The sequence below is a fragment of the Haloferax larsenii genome, from assembly GCF_024730625.1.
Lineage (GTDB): Archaea > Halobacteriota > Halobacteria > Halobacteriales > Haloferacaceae > Haloferax > Haloferax larsenii.
In genome coordinates this window covers 142,641-162,278 of sequence record NZ_CP078065.1, presented here as the reverse complement: position 1 = coordinate 162,278, position 19,638 = coordinate 142,641, and the positions used below count along the sequence as shown (strand labels likewise).

Sequence of the window (19,638 nt, the reverse complement as noted above, 5' to 3'; positions counted from 1 at the left end):
TTGGCGGTAGCCAACATGGCTTCTTGAGTGTTCGAACGCCCAACCGAGGGGCGATGCGGATAAGCGGAGAGGAAAAGGAGTGGGGATGGGTGCGGGAAGGGGAGAGGAAAAGGAGAGGCCGAACCGGAAACGCGTGCCGACCTCAGTCGTCGTCAGACATGACCTGGTCTGAGACGGGCGTCCGCGCCGGAACGTCGCTCGTCTCCCTGAGGACGAACCGCTTTTTCACCACGTCGTACGCGAACACGATGGTCCCGGCGATGAGAAGCGTGTCACCGGGCAGTCGTGCCCAGAACAGCGCCTGTACGAGACCACCGTTGTAGAATTCGAGGCTCCGCGCCGCGGCGTAACTCTGAGTGAACGCGACTTCCAACTGGAGGAAGCCAACCGGCAGAAGCGACACCAGAACCATGAGCGCGAGGCCGGCGTTCCAGAGCCAGAAGGCCCACCGGAGGCGACGCTCGACCCACTGCCCGGGGGAGACGGTCAGCCGGAGGATGTACGTCGCCATGCCGAGCGCGAGGAACCCGAAGGCCCCGAACATCGCGGCGTGAGCGTGTGCGACCGTCAGGTACGTCCCGTGTTCGTAGTAGTTCACGAGCGGGAGGTTGATGAAGAACCCGAGGACGCCAGCGCCCACGAAGTTCCAGACCCCGCTTGCGATGATGAACATGAACGGGAGCGTGTAGGGGAACGACTCACCGCTCGTGGCGAGCGTCCGGTACTCGTTCATCGCTTCGAAGAGGATGAGCACGAGCGGGATGAGCTCCAGCGTCGAGAAGATACTCCCGAGCGGGAGCCACACGTCGGGCTGGCCGACCCACCAGTAGTGGTGCGAAACGCCGATGACTCCCGTTCCCATCACGAACAGCGCCTCGAACGCGACTGCCTTTTCGGCCGACCGCCGGGACAGCAGATTCATGCTGACCAGCGTGAGCGACACGACGGCGATGATAAAGAACTCGAACGCGCCTTCGACCCACATGTGGACGACCCACCAGCGCCAGAACTCGGTCGTCACGATGTTCGTCTGCGGCGTGTAGAGGAGTCCAGCGGTGAAGAGGAGCGCAATCGACCCACCGGCGTAGAGTATCATGTGCGCGAGGCCGTAGGGCGCTTCCTTGTCCAGAAGCGGCTTGAACCCGCGTGCGGCGAGGCCTGCCCAGATGAGGAACCCGGCGAGGAGCCCGAACTGCCAGAAGCGACCGACTTCGAGGTACTCCAAGCCCTCGTTGCCGAGAATCCACCAGAGCTGGCCGTCGATGTAGCCGTTCGCGCCCAACCAAATACCAGACATCCCACCGACGACGACCACGACGAGCGCGACGAGCAGCCCGTTGACGTAGCGGTCTTGATTCTTCGGTTCGTACCCCGTCAAGAGTGGCGGGAGGAACAACCCCGCACCGAGCCAGAGGGTCGCAATCCAGAGGATGCCGAGGTCGAGGTGCAGCGTCTTCGCCATCGAAAACGGAAGAATCGAGAGGAAGTCGATGCCGAGCAGTTCTCCGAGCCCGAAGAACCCGTCACGCTCGATGTAGTAGTGGGCGAGAAGCCCCCCAAGCATGACCTGTACGACGAACAACAACGCCGCGATTGGCACGTATCGACTCGCTGCCCGCTGACTCGGCGTGAGTGCGACATCCCGCGGGTGTGGCACGTCGACAGCGCCGGTCTTTGGTTCCGGAAGCTCGACGGACTTGTAGAGCCAGACGCCGATGCCAGCGCCAGCGACGAGCAATACCATGGCGATGACGCTCCACGTCATCGTGGCTCCGGCGGGCTCGTTACCTGCAGCAGGTTGGTACGGCCACTCGTTGGTGTACGAGTGGTCACTTCCCGGCCGGTCAGCGTGCGAGAACCACGCGGTCCACATCGCGAAGTCGGCGAGGCGTCGTGCTTCTGCTTCGTCGCTCACGGTCCCCGAGGGAATCCCACGTTCGAGTTCGCCCTCGTGATACAGTTCCACGTATCGCTCGCGGACCTGTTCGTGAGCGTACATCTCGGCGGCGGAGTATTCAATCGTCCCTGCGCGGCCGACTGCCGAGTCGAGTTCGCGGCGGACTTGGTCGCTAACCGCCGCCTTCGCGTCTGCATCGAGGTCCGAGAAGGATGTCCCGTACTTCTCTCGGGCGTAGTAGTCGCGCATGTACTCGACTTTCATGTCGAGGGCTTCCGCGGTGAGGTCGGACCCGAAGTACGCGCCGTTACCCAGTATCGACCCGTGATTCATCAAGCCGTTCTGTTGGAAGACGACTTTCCCCTGACGGACGTCGGCACCCGTCGCCAGCGACTCGCCGTCCGGGCCCACGACTTCGTCCGGTATGGGCGGTACTTGCTGTGCTGAGTACCATGCTCCGAGACCCATGACGACGAGGTTCACGACGAAGACCGCCGCCAAGAGCCTCCAGAGAGTTTGTCGAGAGACTTTCATACAAGTGGGCGTTCGAAAACTGGGTGAAAAAGAGCAGACGCCGACTACCAATCTTCGGACACGGGGCGAATATGTTCGGACACGTGAACGTCTCGGTTCGTGGAGTGTCTTTCAGCGTCTCGAATCGAATTCCGTTTCTCACAGGCCGAACATGTTCGCCACTAACTTCCTCCCGGAGACCAAATAACTACTACCTACCTATGCCACGCGCCAATCTCTCTATCACGCTGCCTTCAGAAGTCTGGGTTTCCGACCTCTCGCGCCAGTATTCCGATGCCGAGTTCACGGTCCTCGCGGCGATGCCAGCGGACGAAACCGGTGTCGGGTTGGTCGAGATACAGTCCGACGAAATCGAACACGTCGTGACGGCGATGGACGGGTACGACTCCGTCCTCTCGGTGAACATTCTGGAAGCTCAGCCGAACCGCGCACTCGTCCAGTTCGAGACGACAGAACCGCTTCTCATCCTCTCTCTGAGCGAGGTGGGCATCCCACTCGAACTGCCGATTACAATCTCCGACGGCGAGGTGACAGTCGAGATTACGGCACCCCGAGAGAAACTTTCCGACCTCGGTGAGAAGCTCGAACTGTTCGGCATCCCGTTCGACCTCGTGTCGATTCGACAGTCTATCGACACCGAGTCACTCCTGACAGAAGACCAGCGACAACTGCTCGAAACCGCGGCCAATCGCGGCTACTACGACACACCACGAACCTGTACACTCACAGAACTCGCTGACTCGGTCGGCCTCGCGAAGTCGACGACGAGCGAAAAGTTACATCGGGCCGAGGGCAAAGTCATGAAAGAGTTCCTCGCGGACGACGATGTCGGCCTAGAGTAGCCGAGCGTCTGCGAGTCGTTTCTTACCGGAGGAGACATACGTCCCCAGTCACCGGTTCGGGTCTGCCTCGTTGCGAACCTCAGACCAGAGTTCCGACAGCTGTTCGGACGCAGATTGTGACGGACGCGAAATGGAGAGTTCGAGGTCTCCAGGCTCGCGTGTGACGAGCACTTCGTCGAATCCCAACGAGTACCGCGCCGCCTCGCGACCGCGTTCCTGTTTTTGAAGCAATCCGGCTTCGACCATCAGCTCCACCTTTCGGTACACGGTCGACCGCGGGAGGTCGCACTCCTCGGCGATTTCGCTGGCGGTCATCGGATGGTCGAGCCCACTCAGTACCGTACGGCACTGTTCGTTCGTCAGCGCGTCGAACACCGTCTGGAAGTCCGGTTCGAGAGCGTCTGACAGCGGATTTGTTGGCATCGTGTGAGTTTCGGTCCCTTCGTTCCGTTCGTGCCCGATTCGAATGAACGAACGTGGATAGTTAGTTCGTCGTCGTCGAGTCTGAAATGTGTGGGGTATCTTCGGTACGAACCAACCCCTGTCGTGTCACAGCCACCCCAACGGAGGGTAAGAGAGTCAGGGTAGTATCGGCAGTCCCGAACATGTTCGAATCTTTCTGACGCCGTGAGAACAGCCCCCCTCATATACCGACCCCTCCTCCCTACGCCAAATTGTAATGAGAAAATACGTAGGCGCCCCTGGTTCGACGATGTCTCGCAGAGAATTTCTCGCGGCGACCGGTAGCGCCGGTGCTGTCGGTCTCGCAGGGTGCACTGCACCCACCAACGGCGGGTCGAACGCCGCCATCGAAACGGAGCAACAGACCACCGCGTCGACGAGCGCATCCGAGCTTCCGTACACGAGTCCGCCGGAAGTCGTGAACGTGGACGAGCAGGGCGGAAAGGTGACTATCTCTTCGACACCCGCGCGGCACGCTGTCCACCCGGGTGAGTCGATGGGTGGTCCCGTCGAACTCCCGCAGGTGTGGGCGTTCCAAGCCGACGACGGCAATCCGAGTGTTCCCGGCCCGATTCTCCGAACCACCGAAGGTGAGGACATGGAGGTCACGCTCGACAACACCGACGGGATGCGTGCACACACGCTCCACTTCCACGGCGCACGCAAGGCGTGGAAGGACGACGGTGTGCCGACGACGACGGGCATCCGCGTCGACCCCGGTGAGAAACACACCTACACCATCCCGGCGAACGTCCCCGGGACGCACCTCTATCACTGTCACTACCAGACCCACCGACACATCGAGATGGGGATGTACGGTATCTTCCGTGTCGACCCGAAGGGCTACGAGCCTGCCGACAAGGAACACTTCTTCACGCTCAGAGACTGGGATTCACGCCTTCCCCGGATGATGGCCGGAGAGAACGTACAGTACAACCCGCGGAACCGCAAGTCCGACGTGTTCACCGTCAACGGAAAGAGCGCCCCGCGAACGCTCCACCCCGAAGACGGCTCGCCGGTCATCGTCGAGCAGGGAGACCACGTGCGTCTCCACTTCGTCAACGCGGGGTACATGAGCCACCCCATGCACATCCACAACCACCGCTTCCAACTCACCGAGAAGGACGGCGGCGTGATTCCCGAAGCGGCCCGCTACGAGATGGACGTGACCAACATCGCACCCGCAGAGCGCCACACCATCGACTTCACGGCCGACGCTGAACCCGGAATCTACCTCATGCACTGCCACAAGGTCAACCACGTCATGAACGGGAACTTCTACCCCGGTGGCATGCTCGGTGGCGTCGTCTACAAAGAGGCGATGGACACCGACATCTTCAAGAAGCTGATGGAGTACGCGGGCTACGAACTCTAAGCTCGGTCGTCGCGCTTTTCTTCCGTTTTTCCGCGTTCGTCGACTCGTGCCCAGCCCCGAACACGTTCGGAATTAGAGCAACGTCGAACGCGACCCAACTCAGGGTATGAGCGCGATTCTCGCCGAAGTCGACACCGACGGGGGGCCACCGATAGCAATCCCGTTTCACCACTTCGCGGTGGCCACCGTCTTCCTTCTCGCTGGTATCGGACTCGGAGGTATCTCGGTGTTCGGTGGGCAGCTCCCCATCGTCGGTGGAAGGTTGGTGTTCGCCCACGTCGCCCAGGTTCACGCCCTCCTCGTCGGCTGGGTCTGTCTCAGCATCATGGGTGCGATGACACAGTTCGTCCCCGTCTGGTCGAGCGTGAACCTGCACTCTCGACGATTAGCGTACGTCGCACTCGGACTCGTGAGCGCCGGTGTTGCCGGTCTCGTCGCGGGCTTTTCCACCGGCGCGTTCGACTCGCTCGCACTATCGGGGGCGGTTGCTCTCGTCGGCTTCTGGGTGTTCGCGTACAACATCGCCCGGACGCTCGCCAGCGCACGACCGTTCGACAGCGTGGAGCGACACTTCGCGTACGCACTCGGCTTTCTCGTGCTCGCGACGCTTCTCGGCTTCTTGCTCGCGGTCGACTTCACCACCCCAGTGCTCCGTGACGCGGGTCTGAATCGCTCGAACGTCGTCCTCTCGCATGCGACGGTGGCCGTCTTCGGTATCGTCCTGACGACAATCTTCGGGGCGTTCGGGCAGCTATCGGAGATGTTCACGCAGACGACGCACTCGGCGTGGGGGCGTCGGCTCAGACAGGTCGAAGAGCTGCTTCACCCGACCGGAACGGTCGTATTTGCAGGTGGTCGACTCCTCGGTGTCGAATGGGTGGCACTCGTCGGCGGCCTCGCAATCGTCGCCGCGACGTTGGCATTCGCCGGAGCAACCGCCGGGCTACTCCGCCGGATGCGAGTCCCGTGGTCGCCAGTTCTCCGGCGGTATGCCGTCGCTGTCGTCGCGATGGTCGTCTGGGCGCTCACCGCCGGTGCGACGTGGGTCGCATCTCCACTCAGTCGAACGACCCTCTTTGGACCGCCGGGCGCAACCCTACTCTTCGGTCTCGGTGTCGTCGGATTCGTCGTCTTCGGAACCCTCTATCACGTCGTGCCGTTCATCGTCTGGGTCGACCGCTACAGCGACGACCTCGGGCGACGACCGGTCCCGATGCTCGACGACCTCTACAGAGCCGACGTTGCACTGACCGATTTCGGCCTTCTCGTTGGCGGGACTGTCGTACTTCTCGGGGCAGTCGGACTCGGTGAACCAGCAACTGGCGTGATGACTGTCGTCGGGGGCGGTCTCGTAGCGATGGGTGCTGTCGCGTTCGTCGTGAACCTCGCCCAGACGGTTCGAAACCACGTTCCTGAAGGAGTGTTTCGGCTTCGGGCCGCCTGAGCAGGCGGGGGAAGATGGGTTGTCGAGGAAAGAAGAGAGGAGGGGTCCGGGGAGGAGAGAAGAGAGGAGGGGTCCGGGGAGGAGAGAAGAGAGGAGGGGTCCGGGGAGGAGAGAAGAGAGGAGCTCACGACTCCCAATTTTTGAGAGCGTAAGCGGGGCTCTTCGTGCTAGCGAACAGAGTCGAACTATGAACGTCTCCCGGCGAGCGATACTTCTCGGGGTTCTCGGGGTCGGAAGCATCGCCTCCCTCGTCGCCAGTCGCGTGTGGAAAGACGACACCAAGGCGACCCTCTTTGCCGAGTTCGAAGCGGCACAGACGCCAGTCACTCGGCCGCAGTTCAGTCCCGACGACGTTGCTGACCTTCCGGACCCGATTCAGCGATACCTAAAACACGTCCTCGACGACGGCCAACCGTACGTGCAGTCGGCCCGGCTCCATCAAACCGGCGAGTTCAGACTCGGCGATGCGGACTCCCCGTGGAAACCGCTCGAAGCGACACAGCGCTACTCCGTCGAACCTCCGGGATTCGTCTGGGACGCCCGAATCGAACTCTTCCCGTTCGTGCCGGTTCACGTGGTCGACGCGTTCGTCCGCGGTTGCGGGACGTTGCGAGCGAAACTCTTCTCGGTCGTCACCGTCGCGAACGCCGAACCGAGTCCCGAACTCGACGAAGGCGAACTTCATCGGTACCTCGCAGAGATGGTGTGGTTCCCGACGGCCTTCCTCCCCGGCCAGCACGTCGAGTGGGACCCCGTCGACGAGCGCGCAGCACGGGCGACCATCGAATTCGAGGGGACGAGCGTCTCCGCCGTGTTCCACGTCGACGAGAACGACGAGATTACGCGCGTCACCGCCGACCGCTGGTACGAGACAGACGACGGCGGGTACGAGAAACACCCGTGGACGGGATACTTCGAGGAGTACCACGACGTAGACGGACTACTCGTGCCGCAGTCGGGTGTAGTCGAGTGGAACCTGCCGGATGAGACCGTCCCGTACTGGCGCGCAACCATCGACGAACTGTCCTACGAGTTCGCCGAGTTAGACTGATTTTCGGGCCGAAAACGGTCGGGTCAGAGAACCACGAACGTGTTCGGGACCACAGCTACCCCGCGGTGCGCGAAAGGTTCGAGTATGTTTGGACTCGGCTCACCGACCCCCGACGACGTCTTCGAGGACGAGGACTCGTTCGACTCGGCCACGATTCCGACTCCCGGGGCGTTCCTCGCCGACCACCACGTCCTCGCTGGGAGCGACCATCTCTCGGTGCATCAGACCGCCCACGACCTCTTCGAAGAACGGGGCGTCTACGACGTGACGTTCGGTTACAACCTCGCCCGGCTGAACCTCGACACGCGGCATCCCGACGCTGGCTTCCGGTACGCCGTCGACGCCGACGACCCCTCAGTCCTCTGGGCGGAGTTCACACCCACGACACCGTTCTGCCCGCAGTCACAGACACTCGCAGTCGGTGCGTCACGAGCGTGGAACGAACTGACCGAGTCGCACGACTTCGACCTCGTTCGAGTCCGTGTCGCCGAGATGCACGAACGAAGCGAGGCCGTAAACGACCGCCTCACAGACGTCGAAGCCGAGTACGGTCCGTAATCGAATGTGGGTTGTGGATGGTTGGGTGTGAGCCCAGAGCGGCAATCCGCAATACCTACCACGTGTGACGCGAACCCCCCAGTAGATGAGCGATTCGTCCTCCCCGTTTCGTATTTTGCTCACCAACGACGACGGTATCGACGCGCCCGGCCTCGCCGCGATGCGCGAAGAACTCACCGCCATCGGTGAGGTGACTGTCGTCGCACCCGCGGAAAACCAAAGCGGCGTCGGACGCGCCCGAAACGAGCACGCCGTCCGCCGCGACCATCCGTGGGGATACGCGCTCGAAGGGACGCCCGCCGACTGCGTCGCGTACGCACTCCGCGGCCTCGATACGGAGTTCGACATCGTCGTCTCCGGTATCAACGACGGCCCGAACGCGGGAAACTACGTGGTCGGACGCTCCGGTACAGTCGGTGCGGGAATCGAAGCGGCGTTCCTCGGAACACCCGCGATTGCCGTCTCTAGCTATCACGCCCGCGATTTCTTCTGCCACCCGCCCGAGGAGTACGACTTCTCCCGCCCGGCACGTATCGCTCGCGCGGTCACCGAACGCGTCAGCGGTGCCGGAATCTTCGACGAAGTCGACCTGCTGAACGTCAACGCGCCCATCGACGTTCCGAACCCCCGAATGCGCGTGACCGAGCCGCTGGCGGACTACGACCAGCGAGTCGACCACCACGACGACGCCAGCGCCCACTCTGACGGTGGTGACGAATCTGAACTCGGAAACGACGAGGTTCTGGTTCGCCTGCGAGACGTGTCGTGGCCGGACACCGTCGGCTACGAGAACCCGTTCCCGCCGCGCGACGAACACCGAGAGCGCTACCCCGTCGGGACCGACCGCCGGGCGATGGTCGACGGTGAGGTGAGCGTCTCACCGCTCGCAGTTCACCACGGACACACCGAAGACCCAAAACTCGCGAGCGTCGTCGAGAGTCTCTCTGAGACGGTCGAGTGAGGGGGTGGCGGCACGGCTATCGTCTTGCACCGCTAACATCTTACGATGAGTCCCCGCGGCCACGTCCTCGCCCTCGTCGCTGTCGTACTACTTCTCACGTCGAGCGTCGGGACGGTGGTGGCCGTTCCAGACGCCCGACTCACGGTTAGCGACGCCGCAGTGTCGCCGGAGACGCCCGTCGTCGGCGAACAAGTGGTCGTCAGCGTCTCTATCGCGAACTCTGTCGCCAGTCCCGACGCCGCACGAATCGACGAGGTTCGACTCTCCGACCCCGTCGACGACCTCGACGTTCGTGCACGGACTCTCGGGAGCCTCTCGCCGGGCGACTCGGTGACTGTCCCGATGGCACTGACGTTCGAGACCGCGGGGGCGCGAACGCTCTCGCTCACCGTCTTGGGGACTGACGAAGATGGAGACAGAGTTCGCGTCGAGCGCCCGGTTCCCATCGCCGTCGAAGACGCGCCCCCGCTGGTCGACGTCGCCGTGAGTGACGCTGTCGTCGAGAGCGAAACCCGAATTCAGGTGTCGCTCTCGAACCCGACGACCGCCGACATCCGAAATATCGTCGTCTCCGTCGATTCGTTCGATGGCGAGGCGCTGGTCGGAACGGCGTCTGTTGCGACGCTCCCGGAAGGGGCGACCGAAGTCCGGAATCTGACTGTCGTTCCAGCAGCCCCGGGAGACCTACCGCTCGCGCTGCGTGTGAACTACACGACCGCGTCCGGGACTGAGAAGTCACTCGTCACCGAGACGCAAGTGCAGGTCGTCGAGTTCGCTGACGACGTGCAGCTTTCGCTCAGACCGATTCGAGAAGACGACGGTGCGACCACAGACGCCTCGACACTCGCGTCGCTTCTGGGCGGGGGTGCAGCGGGTGTCGCGTTCGGCGGCGGTGGCGGCGTGACCGACGGGGCAGACGAAAGCACCACCGAGGACGTGGCCGGATTCGAAGTCGTCGTCACGAACTTCGGCAGCGCGCCGGTCTCGGACGTCGTCGTCGAGACGGAGTGGTCGAACGGGACGCTGCCACGGCTCTCGATTCCCGGCCCCATCGAACCGGGAGCGTCCGCTGCCGCCACCGTCGACCTCTCCGGGATTCGGACGGCTGGACCGCTCTCGATGACCGCTTCGTACCGCGTTGGCGTGGCGTCCGGAACCGCAACGACGACCCTCGACTACCGGCCCGCAGTCGCCGACGTCGCCGTCACCGATTTGGATGTGACTGCCGAAGACGGCGAACTCAGAATCGTTGGGAACGTCGTCAACCGCGGTCTCGGAGAAGCGTCTGGCGTCGTCGTCGAACTCGTCGAAGAGGAGTCTGTCGCCCCGCAGTACCCGCAACGAGACTACTTCGTCGGGCGGGTCGCACCAAGCGACTTCGCACCGTTCGAACTCACCGGGCTGGTGTCTGAGGGTGCGACCGACGTAACGGTCAGAACCCATTACACTGTCGACGGCGTGGAAGTCGTCCGCGACCACGTCGTCGAGCTTCCTGAAGCCGAACAAGATGGAGGGTTTACTGTCGGCAATCTTGGGAATGCTGGGGACCTTGGGAATGCTGGGGACCTTGGGAATGCTGGGGACCTCGGGACAGTCTCCAGGTCTGAACAGCACGCTGCTGTCTCTCGTCTCGGCCCAGCGACGAACGGTGTCGGTCTCGTCGTCTTCGTGGTGTTGCTCGCCCTCCCAGTGGCGACCGCCCTCCGAATCCGTCGGGAGACGCGATGAACGACCGGGAACCGAAGTCAGCGAAGCAGTCGGAGGCTGCGTCGGATATAACAGCGCAGTTCGTGGCGTCGGTGTATCTCGCCCGAACGAGCCTCGCCCGCAACCCGCTTCGGTCTACGCTCGCAACACTCGGCATCGTCATCGGCGTCTTCGCCATTGCGACGCTCGGTATCCTCGGAAGCGTCGTGCAGCTTACTGCGACCGACGCTCTCGGTGGATTGGGCGACCAAGTTATCGTCTCGCCGAACGCCGACGCCGGCGTGGACCGACTGACGGATAGAGACGTCGCGTTAATCTCTCGGGCAGTCGACGACGCGACCGTCATTCCAATCGTCACCGGCGGGGCGCTGGTCCAACGTGGTGAGTCGCAGACGTTTGCGGCGCTGTATGCCGTCGAGCGACCGGGAGATCTGTTTTCCGCATACAGTGGTGAGTTGCCCGAGCGTCACCGCCGGGGCGCAATCGTCGGTAGCGACGTCGCATCGAGCCTCGGTGTCGACGTCGGACGGACTGTGACTATCGAAGGCCGAGAGTACCGCGTGGTCGCTGTACTGGCGGAGTCTGACGGGGTGAATCTCTTGCAACCGGACGGGGCGGTGTTGATTCCGCGGAGCGCCTTCGCAGACGAATCGTTCACGCAGGTCATCGTCCGGGCCGACTCGGGGAGCGAAGCCGCTGCGGCAGCGGATTCGATTCGAGACGCGCTCAACACTCGCGGCGAGCGCGTGACGATTCTCGAACTCTCTCAAATCGTCGATAGAATCGACCAGTTCTTCGGCCTCTTGAACGCGTTTCTCGTCGCAATCGGGGCCGTCTCGTTGGTCGTCGCGGGCGTCAGCATTCTGAACGTGATGCTGATGAGCGTCTCAGAACGACGCGGCGAAATCGGCGTCCTCCGCGCAGTTGGCGTCCAGCGAATCGACGTCCTGCGAACGATTCTCGTCGAGGCAGGCCTCCTCGGGGTCGTCGGTGGTGTCGGCGGCGCGGCAATCAGCGGCCTCGTCGCGCTCGGACTGTACGTGGTCGTCCCGGAAGTCACGCTCCCTGTCGTCGCAAACCTCCGTACTGCCGGGTATCTCGTCTTCGCCGTCGCGTTCGGCGTCACCGTCAGTTTGGCGAGCGGCCTCTATCCTGCGTGGCGAGCGGCGAATCAGCGGCCGGTCGAAGCACTCCGCGTGAAGTGAGATGAAGCGAAGAATGAGCGCAATTGGTGATGGCGTTCCGCGACCGTTGGACCGGTATGGTCGCGTCACGCTACCGGTGGGTAGTAGACGCGTTACGCGACCGTCGGCTGGTCTGCACGCGAGAGGTACGCCGTGAGGTCGGAGGTGGCGATGATTCCGATGACACCCTCGTCCTCGTCGACGACCGGCATGTGGTGGAATCCGTGTTCAGTCATCTGCTCGGCGACGTCGATGATACTGTCCTGTGCGTTCGCAGTGATGACGTCGGTCGTCATGTACTTCTGGACGGTCGTCTGTGCCTTTGGCTGACTCTTCGCGACGATGCGCACGAAGTCAGTAGTGGTCAAGATTCCGTCGAGTTGGTTGTCCTCGTCGACGACGAGAACCGAACTGATGTTGTTGTCGAGTATCAACTGTGCTGCATCTTCGACGAGAGTATCGGTCGTCACCGTGTGAAGAGACGACGACATGAGACGAGCTACGAATATATCTTCCATGATAATTGCTAACAGAGCCAGGAGTTAAATGTTAGTGTCCCAGAGAAAACGACGGGTATCGTGCCGACCGAGTCCGGTTTGGTCGTTGATTTGGCGTCAGTTTGGTCGTTGATGCGGATCCGATTGGTCGTGTTCGAAGGCGCTGACTTTCGGAGACACTCACTCGTTTCTCGTTTTCGCCGCACCCCGCCGCGGGGCTTAATTCACCAGCGACGTAAGGAAGAGTATGACCACCACGGAGACAGCGACGTTCGGCGGCGGGTGCTTTTGGTGCATCGAGGCGGCGTTCAAAGAACTCGACGGTATCACAGACGTGACCTCCGGGTACGCGGGCGGCGACGTTCCGAACCCGAGTTACGAAGAGGTCTGTAACGGGACCACCGGCCACGCAGAAGTCGTTCGAGTCACCTTCGAGACGGCTGTCCTCGACTACGAGGACCTCCTCGAAGTGTTCTTTACCGTCCACGACCCGACGACGGTCGATAGGCAGGGACCAGACGTGGGGAGTCAGTACCGGTCGGCTATCTACACCGAATCAGACGAACAGCAGCGTCTGGCCGAGCAGTTCGTCGACGAACTCGAATCGGCAGAAGCATTCGACGACCCAATCGTGACCGAAATCGAACCGCTCGATACGTTCTACGAGGCAGAAGCGTATCACCAAGATTACTTCGAGAAGAACCCGAACCAACCGTACTGTGCGGTGAACGTCGCCCCTAAGGTGAAGAAAGTCCGCGAGAAGTTCGCCGATAAACTCGCTAACTGACGACTAGTCGTCGGCGACATCTCGTCCTCGCGGAACTCTCGGTTGCCAGGGCTGCACCATCGACGCGGTGAACACAGTCTGGAATGTGTGAAATTTTTGGACACTGGGCACACTGTAAGATGTGCTCACATCCTGGCGGGGAGGGCAGTCAAATGCTCGAACATCGTAGACATCTAGAGCAGTGTGCACAGTACAGACAGTCAGCAGATTCGAGACAGCGAGAGAGTCCCGAGCAGTGTAGATAGCTTCGAATTTCTACGAAGTGCACAAATTTTAGAATTTGTACACAGTCAAGACGGCGTGGCGGACAGTGGTTACGGATTGCTGAGCAGAGAAGGTCGTACTCAGTGCCCGCAACCAACACCACAATGTCCGCAGTAATCCAGCGTATTGCACCAGTATCGAACGGATTTCACACGTCGTACGCTTTCCAGAGTTTCCACACCGTATTCACAGCGCACCAATTGCAGAGAATCAACAGCGTGTAGAATTTGTACAATTTTTAATCACCTCAACTACACACAGTTGGGTCGGTGCGGAGAGCATAGGACAGAAGCGCTGACATTGCGTCTGAATAGGTTATTTCCAAACACAAGTACTCGATATCTGGGAGCGGACACGCGAAAACACTCGGTCAGAACAAAGTATGAGACAATCCAGCCCGATAATTCGAAAATCATACAATTTTTAGAAATTCTAAAATGTTTGAGAATGGCCAACTGTTACGACAGTTCAAAAGTTGTGGATAGGATTATGTACCAGTGCGAAGAACCAGATTTTGAACGACGTCATGCGCATCCAATCCACCAACCAAGGCCAATTTGGATCAGCTAGTAGGTCCACGCATTCTACAAATTGTACAATTTGTGCAAATGGTGCAAATGGTACAGTGCGTATGAATTGTAAACAGTCTCGACAGACGGGAGGACAGTAGATGTCGCGTGCAGTGAGTGTCTCCCTGCAGAAAGGTGGCGTCGGCAAGACGACGATTGCGATCAACCTAGCCGACGCGCTCGCAGCGCGAGACAACGACGTCCTTCTGGTCGACCTCGACCAGCAAGGGAACGCGACCGAGGGAGTGGGCATGAAAGATGCCTACGAGTCGGCAAGCCCAAACATCGGAGACGTGCTGACCGACGACGACCCGGTGGACGTTCAGGAGGTTATCCGCGACCGGGAGGTGTTCGACGTCCTTCCAGCACACGTCGACCTCGACGATATCGAAGACCGGGTTCGGAACTCGACGTTCGGTGTGCTGTGGGTCCGGCGGCGAATCATCGACCCACTGCTGGACGACGAATACGACTACATCGTCATCGACTCACCACCGAGTCTCGGTCCGCTCTCCGACGCTGCCCTCATCGGTTCCGGGAACGTCGTGGTTCCGCTTCTCATGAGCGAACCCAGCGTGAGTGGGTTCGAGCGAATGTTCGAACAACAAATCGGCCCGATTCGCCGAGAGGTCGACCTCGATATCCTCGCAATCGTCCCGAACGACCTCACCGGAAACAACGAAGAGCGTCGAATCATCCAGAACCTGGAAGACTCGCCGTTCGATAAGTACATCCCGCAGTTCGCTCGGTCGAGCCTATTCGACGACGCCGAGTCGAAAGGGCCGGGAATTCGACATCGAATCGCATTCAGTCGGGCGTGGCGTGACGGGAAGACGCTTCGAGAGTACGACCCGACGAACGACATGCTGAGCAGACTCGACGAACTGGCCGGTATCGTCGAGCGTGGAGGAGTGACCGATGCCTAAAGAGAACCGTTTCGCCGGCCTCGGCGAAGCAATCGACGGAGAAGAAGACGAAGCTGACGCTGACGCCGAAGCCAACACCGACGGTGAACAGAAAGCAGACCAGACTGCCAGTCAAGACGCAGAGTCAGTCGACGAGACGGTAGACGACTCCACAGAAACGCCGGAGGGCCCGGAAGGAGAATCTTCGCCAGAGACGCCTGAAACAGACGCCGTCGAGGAGAATCAGAGCAACGACGGAGCAGACCAATCCGCAGATTCAGACACCGAACCGCCCACTGAGTCGAGTCAACGTGACGATGACGACCCCGACGGTCCAGCGTTCGAATTCGAAGCGACGACCGCAAAGAGCGTCTACGTCCGTCAGGAGACACTAGACGTGATGGACGACGCCGAGTTCGAAGTCGAGTCGCTTCTTCGTCGGGAACACGACGTCCGCGACCTGACGGGACGCGAGTTCCACGACGCGCTCATTCGTGTGGCAGCCGAGTATCCCGAGGAGATCGTCGACGTCATTCTCGATACCCGAGACAACTGAACAGGAGATCAAAAAAGTCGTTCGCGGTGTGTTTGGTGTGAGTTTCTCTTTGTCGACCACAGAGAGAGAGATACGAGATGGATGGCACAGTAGGAATAGCACAGTAGGAATAGAGCAGCGTAGCTAGAGCAGCAGAGATAAAGCAAGAGATAGAGCAGCGTAGATAGAACAGCGGACACAGTGGTGTTGGTATCGACGTCCAACTGCCAAATCGGAAAGCAGGAACACCACGATGTCCGGAGTAATCCGTTTCAAGTCTGTAGAACGATGTATTTTCGAGCAGACTGTAGTGAGTGAACACTGCCGGGTATGTCTCGGCTACTCGCAACACCACCAAGTCCGCTGTAATTGTGGTCGGTATGCCGTTGGAGGTATAGATTACACGGAGTCATCGATAGCGTAGAAAGACGAGACGACCGAACAGTGAACGAAAATTCGAGAGAGTGCAACTCGGAACTCGGTGAATGCGAACCCCCACACTCACACCACTGTGTCCGCTGTTCTGACTGTGAGGAAGTCAGCTGAAGTCCTGGACACGAGGAGTATCGCCCCGAGACGATGTAACACTCACACCACTATGTCCGCTGTTCTCGGTGTGAAGGTGAGGGGGCGGTCCAAACTGCCGGAAGTTGTTGCAGGTAACAAGTCGAGTTGGGGGAGAATTGACAACAATCTAAACACAACCACACTCGAAATCGGCAAAACAATCTAGCAACTTCACGCAGTCTACTAGTAACAACCAATCAATATTGTTGTTATTATTGGCATACAGGTATGGTTTAACTTACTCTATTATAAAGATTTCTCCACCAAATAGCGATGTTTTTGCGGCCTCCTCCCTTCGAAGACGAGAACAGCGGACAAAGTGGAGGGGGTGTGTTCGCGGTTTGTTTATATACTCTCAGAACAGCGGACACTGCGGACGCGGTGGTTTTATCAATGATGTGGACGAACCGTGTTCTCATGCCCCTGTTTGAACGAGACACCGAAATCTATCGGGACCGGGATGCCCTCCGCGAGGACTACCAGCCCGATGAACTCGTGGGGCGCGACGAGGAACTTCGAACCTACCAGGCAGCACTGCAACCAGTCATCAACGGTGAGCAGCCGAACAACATTTTCTTGTACGGAAAGACTGGCGTCGGAAAGACAGCAGCGACGAAGTACCTCCTCGCTCACCTTCGGGAAGATGCGAGTCGGTACGACGATATCGACCTCACAGTCGTCTTTTTGAACTGTGATGGGCTGACGAGTTCCTATCAAATCGCGACCCGCCTCGTCAACGAGTTCCGCTCGGAGTCCAACCAAATCAGTACGACCGGGTACCCACTCGGCTCGGTGTACGAGATGCTCTGGCAGGAACTCGACGAGTGTGGCGGGACAATCACCGTCGTCCTCGACGAAATCGACCACGTCAACGACGATAGTATCCTCTACCAACTCCCACGCGCACGCGCGAATGGAAACTTGGACAACGCCAAGGTCGGCCTCATCGGTATCTCGAACGACTTCTCGTTTAGAGACGACCTATCACCGAAAGTAAAGAGTTCGCTGTGTGAACAGGAGATTCACTTCCCCGCGTACAACGCGAAGAATCTCCGAGCCATCCTCGAACAACGGGCGACTGTCGCATTTCGAGAGGGTGTCCTCGCAGACGAGGTCATCCCACTGTGTGCAGCCTACGGGGCGAAAGACGCTGGTGACGCTCGCCAGTCTATCGACCTGTTGATGAAAGCAGGCGACCTTGCCCGAGACGAAGAGACAGATTCTGTCACGGAAGAGCACGTCAAACGCGGTCGGAGAGACCTCGAACGTGGTCGTATCAAAGAAGGAATCAACGGCTTGACCGAGCACGGTCATCTCGTTCTGTACTCGCTTCTCACACTCGACCTCGAGGGTGAAACCCCGATTCGCTCTCGCGATGTTCGACCGAGATATACGCGCTTTGCCGAACTCGCTAACCGGGACCCGCTCGTCCCACGCAGAATGCGCGACCACCTGAGCGAACTCGCGATGCTCGGTATCGTTTCCGTTACCGAGCGCAACGAAGGCCGTCGCGGTGGAACGTACCGAGAGTACGCACTGGATATGGACGTGGAGCTCATCGTCTCGGCGATGCGCGACACCATCGACCTCGTCGGCGTCCACGAGACGGTCGAGCCATTCCTCAACGAGAACTCGTCCAGCACGCTCGACGATTTCGTCGGGAACTAAGTCTCGTTGGACTCCTCTTCGAGTAACACCTGATAGTAGAAACTGTAACTGCAAACTGCAACTGAGGACTAGATTCGCCCGATTACTGCGGACAACGTGGTGTTCGAACTCCCTGCTCGGAAGTTGGAAAGTCAGAGTCACCCTGTCAACTCAGATTCTTCTTGTTCTATGTCGCTCGCGAGGAGTAACCGGTGAGCGACACCACCGTGTCCGCAGTAAGTCGTAGGATTCGTCACTCGAACAGCGGACACAGTGGTGTGGGTTGGTAGTGTTCTGGCACCGGTTCGGCAAAGAGCTCCGGACACGGTGGTGTTCCACGTCGGAATAGTGTTGTTCTGCGTCGGTATGATGGTGTTCCACGCCGGAGTGGTGTCCTACACCGGGGGTTACAGATAGACTTCAGTAGTCGTGTGTGGTTTTCTCTCCGAACAGACGTGTATTGGCGTATCCGACCTGCTGTCGTGCAGTCTGCCGTTCGGATTCGCTCAGGCGATACTGTTTGAGTTCGTCAGCTATCGGCCCGAGTTCTTCGCGCCGGCTTTGATGTGCTTCGAGGAAATCCGCAATACTCGTCGCGGCAATTTCTTTGAGTTCTCCGCTCAGGAGTGACCCATCGCGATATTCTCGCGCCAACCGCTCTACGCGTTCGTCACTCTCCTCGAAAAAGTAATACAGAAACTGGTACGGGACGTCGACCTCGGGGTCTCCGCCGTGTTTTCGGTGGGATTCCACACTGCGTCGCCCACCGGAATACGCGTGCGTCCGAATCTTTTCGAAGACCGTCTCCCGGTCGTCAGACAGGCGAATGCTCGCTGAACCTCCCGACGAACTCATCTTCCCTGGTCCTTCCAGGGCCGGAAGGAACTTCGAGAGCAAGGCACCGGGTTTGGAGACATCGTATCGTTGTTTGGCTGCGATGTCGCGACAGACTCGCACGTGAGGGTCTTGGTCTACAGCAATCGGAACGAGTGTTGGGTGTCGTCCCTCGACGAGTTGCGGCAAGAGGAGGTGGGCAGCCTGAACAGCCGGATAGAACGAGAGTCCGATGTTCTCGGGGTCTCCGTACGTCGCGTTTACGGTCGATTGCGTCACTTCCTTCGCAAAGGCGGCCGCCAGTGGATACACCACGTCGGCGTCGGCCGTGTCGACGACGATTCGAGTTCGTTCGGGGTCGAACCCGACCGCGAGAATATCCAATAGATTCTCTCGCGTGTACTCGTGAATCTCGCCGAGCGGTTTGTCCTTTAATAGGTACTTTTCGTCGTCGGACAGCGGGATGTACACGAGACATCCCGTCTGGGCTTGCAGATACTTGGCGAAATAAAACGGAACGATGTGGCCGATGTGCATCGGTCCCGACGGGCCGCGACCCGTCACGATAGAGTGCGTTTTACCTTCGTTTGCGGCATCGAGGAAGTCGTCGACGTCCCGTTCCGCATAGAAGACGCCGCGGCGGACGAGTTGGTGTACGGGGTTGGGAAACTGTGCTTTCTGGTCGGCCGTGAGGGGGTCGGCTCCGAACTCATCGAGCAGTCGGTCGTAGTCGATGTCTCCTTCGACGGCGTACGGGGTTACGGTGAAGTCGTCTGTTGCTGGCATCTATGTCTGATTGGTGGTCACTCTGAGAGCGGCACAATCGAGAAACGGAGTGAGCACCGCGGCCGAATCTGGCGGGTGAAGCCCGTCTGATTCTAGACCGCGATACTGTCCACTTCCCAAGTTGAACGCCAACGCCAGCACGTGGCGCGGGAAGTGGATACCATACTGTCATCAAGATGGTTGGGTCTCTTATATGTTCTGCTCAGGTGCTTTCGACACTGTACTCTACGTT

At 59.9% G+C, this 19,638-nt stretch carries 16 protein-coding genes; 12 read left to right on the top strand and 4 right to left on the bottom strand.

Going from position 1 to position 19,638, the window contains the following annotated elements; translation table 11 throughout:
* Positions 1-142: 142 nt before the first annotated feature.
* The gene (locus tag KU306_RS18210) at positions 143-2,431 is read right to left on the bottom strand and encodes a nitric-oxide reductase large subunit (RefSeq protein ID WP_258303857.1); all 2,289 of its coding nucleotides are present in this window, start codon (positions 2,429-2,431) and stop codon (positions 143-145) included.
* A gap of 200 nt (positions 2,432-2,631) precedes the next feature.
* Between KU306_RS18210 and KU306_RS18205 the strand changes: the two genes are divergently transcribed.
* A complete protein-coding gene (locus tag KU306_RS18205; protein ID WP_007541329.1) occupies positions 2,632-3,273 on the top strand; it encodes a helix-turn-helix domain-containing protein in 642 nt (213 codons plus the stop codon).
* A 48-nt stretch (positions 3,274-3,321) separates the two neighbouring features.
* Here KU306_RS18205 and KU306_RS18200 read toward each other — a convergent pair whose 3' ends face one another.
* A complete protein-coding gene (locus KU306_RS18200; RefSeq protein ID WP_007541327.1) occupies positions 3,322-3,696 on the bottom strand; it encodes a helix-turn-helix domain-containing protein in 375 nt (124 codons plus the stop codon).
* 256 nt (positions 3,697-3,952) lie between these two features.
* Between KU306_RS18200 and KU306_RS18195 the strand changes: the two genes are divergently transcribed.
* From KU306_RS18195 to KU306_RS18165, 7 genes are all read left to right on the top strand, one after another.
* Positions 3,953-5,110: a multicopper oxidase domain-containing protein gene (locus KU306_RS18195; protein ID WP_258303856.1), complete on the top strand. Its 1,158-nt coding sequence runs from the start codon at positions 3,953-3,955 to the stop codon at positions 5,108-5,110.
* Between the two features lie 106 nt (positions 5,111-5,216).
* Positions 5,217-6,554 carry a heme-copper oxidase family protein gene (locus tag KU306_RS18190; protein WP_258303855.1) on the top strand — a complete coding sequence of 446 codons (1,338 nt, stop codon included), beginning with the start codon at positions 5,217-5,219 and terminating at the stop codon, positions 6,552-6,554.
* Between the two features lie 187 nt (positions 6,555-6,741).
* A complete protein-coding gene (locus KU306_RS18185; RefSeq protein ID WP_258303854.1) occupies positions 6,742-7,605 on the top strand; it encodes a DUF6544 family protein in 864 nt (287 codons plus the stop codon).
* An 84-nt stretch (positions 7,606-7,689) separates the two neighbouring features.
* Positions 7,690-8,163, top strand: coding sequence for a DUF7998 family protein (locus KU306_RS18180; RefSeq protein WP_007541318.1), 474 nt, complete (start codon positions 7,690-7,692; stop codon positions 8,161-8,163).
* Positions 8,164-8,248: 85 nt separating this feature from the next.
* Positions 8,249-9,124: a 5'/3'-nucleotidase SurE gene (surE, locus tag KU306_RS18175; protein WP_258303852.1), complete on the top strand. Its 876-nt coding sequence runs from the start codon at positions 8,249-8,251 to the stop codon at positions 9,122-9,124.
* Positions 9,125-9,169: 45 nt separating this feature from the next.
* A complete protein-coding gene (locus tag KU306_RS18170) occupies positions 9,170-10,852 on the top strand; it encodes a COG1361 family protein (protein ID WP_258303851.1) in 1,683 nt (560 codons plus the stop codon).
* Positions 10,849-12,036: an ABC transporter permease gene (locus tag KU306_RS18165; protein ID WP_258303850.1), complete on the top strand. Its 1,188-nt coding sequence runs from the start codon at positions 10,849-10,851 to the stop codon at positions 12,034-12,036. Before KU306_RS18170 ends, KU306_RS18165 begins: the two co-directional genes overlap by 4 nt.
* 92 nt (positions 12,037-12,128) lie before the next feature.
* Here KU306_RS18165 and KU306_RS18160 read toward each other — a convergent pair whose 3' ends face one another.
* On the bottom strand, positions 12,129-12,533 hold the full coding sequence (locus tag KU306_RS18160; RefSeq protein ID WP_049907670.1) for a CBS domain-containing protein: 405 nt from the start codon (positions 12,531-12,533) through the stop codon (positions 12,129-12,131).
* Between the two features lie 226 nt (positions 12,534-12,759).
* Here KU306_RS18160 and msrA point away from each other — a divergent pair, with 226 nt between their 5' ends.
* From msrA to KU306_RS18140, 4 genes are all read left to right on the top strand, one after another.
* Positions 12,760-13,299, top strand: coding sequence for a peptide-methionine (S)-S-oxide reductase MsrA (msrA, locus tag KU306_RS18155; protein ID WP_258303849.1), 540 nt, complete (start codon positions 12,760-12,762; stop codon positions 13,297-13,299).
* 934 nt (positions 13,300-14,233) lie between these two features.
* Positions 14,234-15,058, top strand: coding sequence for a ParA family protein (locus tag KU306_RS18150; RefSeq protein WP_258303848.1), 825 nt, complete (start codon positions 14,234-14,236; stop codon positions 15,056-15,058).
* Positions 15,051-15,593 (top strand): DUF7970 domain-containing protein, encoded by a 543-nt coding sequence (locus tag KU306_RS18145; RefSeq protein ID WP_258303847.1) that lies wholly within the window; start codon positions 15,051-15,053, stop codon positions 15,591-15,593. The genes KU306_RS18150 and KU306_RS18145 overlap by 8 nt, the downstream gene beginning before the upstream one ends.
* 963 nt (positions 15,594-16,556) lie before the next feature.
* On the top strand, positions 16,557-17,807 hold the full coding sequence (locus KU306_RS18140; RefSeq protein ID WP_258303862.1) for an orc1/cdc6 family replication initiation protein: 1,251 nt from the start codon (positions 16,557-16,559) through the stop codon (positions 17,805-17,807).
* Positions 17,808-18,206: 399 nt separating this feature from the next.
* On the opposite strand, the gene KU306_RS18135 is transcribed toward KU306_RS18140, so the two are convergent.
* A complete protein-coding gene (locus KU306_RS18135) occupies positions 18,207-19,406 on the bottom strand; it encodes a tryptophan--tRNA ligase (RefSeq protein WP_258303846.1) in 1,200 nt (399 codons plus the stop codon).
* Between the last annotated feature and the right edge of the window lie 232 nt (positions 19,407-19,638).